The organism is Ohtaekwangia sp. (genome assembly GCF_036568665.1).
Taxonomy (GTDB): domain Bacteria; phylum Bacteroidota; class Bacteroidia; order Cytophagales; family Cyclobacteriaceae; genus Ohtaekwangia.
Genome location: NZ_DATCSD010000456.1, coordinates 1 through 3,741, shown reverse-complemented (window position 1 = coordinate 3,741; position 3,741 = coordinate 1). Strand labels below are relative to the sequence as shown.

The 3,741-nt window shown below is 43.8% G+C and carries 3 protein-coding genes and 1 pseudogene; 1 reads left to right on the top strand and 3 read right to left on the bottom strand.

All coding sequences use genetic code 11. The features are described 5' to 3' along the window. On the top strand, positions 1-793 hold a 793-nt coding region (locus tag VIN08_RS26960), incomplete at its 5' end, for a MutS family DNA mismatch repair protein (protein ID WP_331972483.1). 23 nt (positions 794-816) lie between these two features. Here the strand turns inward: VIN08_RS26960 and VIN08_RS26955 are convergent. The 3 genes and pseudogenes from VIN08_RS26955 to VIN08_RS26945 form a co-directional block, all read right to left on the bottom strand. Then, positions 817-1,767, bottom strand: a complete 951-nt coding sequence (locus tag VIN08_RS26955) for a hypothetical protein (protein WP_331972481.1) — start codon at positions 1,765-1,767, stop codon at positions 817-819. 26 nt (positions 1,768-1,793) lie between these two features. Continuing rightward, positions 1,794-2,933: a cysteine desulfurase family protein gene (locus VIN08_RS26950; RefSeq protein ID WP_331972479.1), complete on the bottom strand. Its 1,140-nt coding sequence runs from the start codon at positions 2,931-2,933 to the stop codon at positions 1,794-1,796. A 69-nt stretch (positions 2,934-3,002) separates the two neighbouring features. Continuing rightward, a pseudogene (locus VIN08_RS26945) lies at positions 3,003-3,741 on the bottom strand (phosphoglucosamine mutase); the annotation flags it as partial.

Here is a 3,741-nt window from a genome sequence, read left to right as displayed (position 1 = left end):
ACTGCTATACGATCTGCAATGTGTTTACAGGCTTGAAAAATGGAAAGTAAATCACGCGGATAAACTCCCTGTATGGCTCGATGTTATTACCGAAACTGAAGTGCTCTGCAGCTTCGGTACATTTGCTTTTAATCATCCATCGTTTCAATATGCCGGTATTCACGATGCGCTACGTATTGAGATACAAGAACTCAGCCATCCGTTGCTTCCGGAACACGAACGAGTATCAAACGATCTGCTCATTGGCAACAATCAATCTGTACTCATTGTTACCGGAGCGAATATGGCAGGCAAGAGTACATTTCTGCGAACAATAGGAATAAATCTTGTGCTTGCATTGAACGGTGCGCCTGTATGCGCAAAAGAATTTCGTTGCCCTATCATTCAACTACGCACGGGTATGCGCACGGCAGATTCATTGAAAGATCATCAATCATATTTCTACGCAGAACTCAATCGACTCAAAACGATTATGGAAGAACTGCGCAGCGATAAACCACTGTTGATATTGCTTGATGAAATTTTAAAGGGAACAAACTCTACGGATAAGCAGGCCGGATCTATAGCATTAGTAAAACAATTATTGCCTCATCCTTGTCTCGCCATGATCGCTACGCATGATCTTGCGCTGGGTGATCTTGAAAAAGAACATCCTGATCGGGTAAAGAATTTTTGCTTTGAAGCAACCATTGAAAAAGATCAGCTTTCATTCGACTATAAACTGAAGCCGGGATTGGCTCAGAAAATGAACGCAACGTTTCTGATGAAGAAGATGGGAATTATACCTGCCTGACGACAGGTATATATTTACCAGAATTACTGTCCTTCAAATTTCAGCGCGATGCTGTACGACTCAACGCCCTGCAGCACAACTTCACGGGTTCCTGTGCCATCGAGATTACCACGGGCAATTACATACGAGTCGTTAGAAGGATCAGTCTCCGTCCAATATACTTTACCGGAACCACGATCTACAGCTATACCATCGGCACGATTTACACCGCTGCCATAGTTAAAAAGAAATGTTGACGTACTGGTAGCTATACTTCCAACGGATATACTCTTCAAGCCTTCATCTGCCCAGTATATCTTCGCGTTCTCTTCATCCAGAAATATAGCAGACGGGTTTCTCAACACAGTACCATTCTCACTATATTTTGAGAAGAGAGAGAATCGGGAGCTTTTACCATCAAGTCTTCCTGCCCATATACCTGCAAAGCCGCTAAGATCAGAAAAATATATCCATTCATTTTTCTTATCAACGGCAAGGCCATACGAATAGTATATAACAGAGTCTACGCCATTAAAGCGAAGCGATTCAGCTGCGGCCGTTCCGTCCATCGTGCCTTTCTTTATTTGCCCGGTGCCTGAGTTGCCCCAGTATAAAGAATTACTGGAAACATGAAGCGCTATACTGGTTGGTATATTAACGCTGTCGCTTTCATCGTACAATACCTCTACCGAACCTGTTCCATCTACATTGAACCGGATGATCTGGTTCTTCATTTCTTCTGCAGCGTATATCTTGCCTCCTATAAAATCGATCGCTATACCGGAGATGGTATCCAGACCTTTTGATTCATCTGCTATTAATGTAAATGACCCAGGCGTGTTTACATCCATCAAACCTACTTTTTTTCCGGCATAATCGGCAAAGTAAAGATGGGTTGCTTTTGGGAATACTATTGGCTTAGGGACACCATCACCACAAGAGGTTAGAAAAAATAACGATGCCGCAAGAACGACTAATGAGGGGATATACTTCATGAATGTAGAGGCTATGGGTCTGTTAACTATACGGGGATTTTACAAAGCTCAGACAATGCTTTAACTGCAACGTCTATTTCTTCGGGTTTGTTGTATTTGCTGAAGGAGAAGCGTACGGCTCCTCTTTTGGATTCGGGATAAAGCGCACCTAACACATGCGATCCCTGCGTGGCTCCGCTGGAGCAGGCGCTGCCACCTGATGCAGATATACCTTGCAAGTCGAGGTTAAAGAGCATCATATCGTTCTCGTCAGATTCAGGCAGGCAAACATTGAGCACAGTATATAGGCTTTGCTCCAGGTTATCGGAATCGCCATGAAAATTTATACCCGGAATCTGCTCTCTCAACTTTTCAATCATGCGTGCTTTCAGTCCTTTGATATAGTGTATATGCTCATCCATCTCGCGATACGCAATCTCTAACGCCTTGGCAAGACCTACTATACCGTATACATTTTCTGTTCCTCCACGCATATTACGTTCCTGTGCTCCTCCGTGTACAAAAGGTTGAATCTTTTTATCCTTACGAATAAACATAAAGCCTATACCTTTTGGCCCGTGAAATTTATGTGCCGCAGCAGTAATACCATGCACCTTCGTTTTGCTCAGGTCGTGTCTGTAATGACCCATGGTTTGCACTGTATCGGAATGGAAGTATGCTTTATACTGATCGCAAAGTTCTGCTACACGATCAAGGTCCAGTAAATTTCCAATTTCATTGTTAGCATGCATCAGCGATACCATAGCCGAAGGGTTCTCCTTCAGCAGTAGTTCGAGATGCGTAAAGTCAACATGTCCTTTCGCGTCCAGCTTTACCATGTGCAGGTTAAAGTTGCCTTGCTTGGCCAGCATGTGCAACGTATGCTCTACTGCATGATGCTCGATGGGCGAAGAGATTACATTTTTTATACTGTATGTCTGGATGCTGCTTGTCAAAATGGCATTGTCGGCTTCTGTACCGCCCGAAGTAAAGATGATCTCACCGGGTGTACAGTTTAACAGTTCTGCAATTTTTTTTCTGGCCGATTCAATGGCTGCCCGAACTTTTCTCCCATGCCCGTGTGTAGATGACGGATTACCGAAGTCTTCCAGCATAAAGGGCTTCATCGCTTCAAACACTTCCGGATCCAGCGGAGTAGTAGCAGCATTGTCCAAATAAATGCGCATAAAATCAGTTAATGAGTTTGAGCACAAAGGTAAAAGGTTCGGAGCGAACCTTTTACTGGTGCCGGCATATTAGGCCAAGGTTTTTTCGTTGATAATCTCTTTTATGTCAGATATGATCTTTTTGGCGAGATTCTCTGCTTTAACCTCCATATCAGACTCAGCATAAATGCGGATAATAGGTTCTGTGTTCGATTTCCGGAGGTGTACCCATTCCTTATCAAATTCTATTTTCACGCCATCGATGGTGTTGATCGGTTGCTTTTTATACTTCTTCTTCACCTCTTCCAGCACCTTATCAACATCAATATCCGGAGTAAGCTCAATCTTGTTCTTCGAAATAATATAGTTCGGATAGCTGGCACGCAGTCTTGAAACTGTCAACTCTGTCTTAGCCAGGTGTGTAAGGAACAGCGCTATACCCACCAGTGCATCGCGACCGTAGTGTAACTCAGGATATATGACGCCACCATTGCCTTCGCCACCAATCAATGCATTGGTGTCTTTCATCATGGTCACTACATTTACTTCACCCACTGCAGCGGCAGCATATTCTCCACCAGCCTTTTCGGTAACATCGCGCAACGCACGGGTAGACGACAGGTTTGATACTGTGTTGCCTTTCTTCTTGTTGCCTGCGTTTAAAACATAATCTGCTACAGCAACAAGTGTATATTCTTCACCGAACGGAGTTCCATCCTCACAAACAAAAGCAAGTCTGTCAACATCCGGATCCACCACTATACCCAGATCATATTTCCCTTTTTTTATCTCGCGGGTTATATCTGTAAGATGTTCTGGTAGTGGTTCC

Excerpts from the sequence above, each read along its gene's own strand:
- VIN08_RS26950 (WP_331972479.1), bottom strand. The coding sequence starts at position 2,933 with ATGCGCATTTATTTGGACAATGCTGCTACTACTCCGCTGGATCCGGAA.
- VIN08_RS26955 (WP_331972481.1), bottom strand. The coding sequence starts at position 1,767 with ATGAAGTATATCCCCTCATTAGTCGTTCTTGCGGCATCGTTATTTTTT.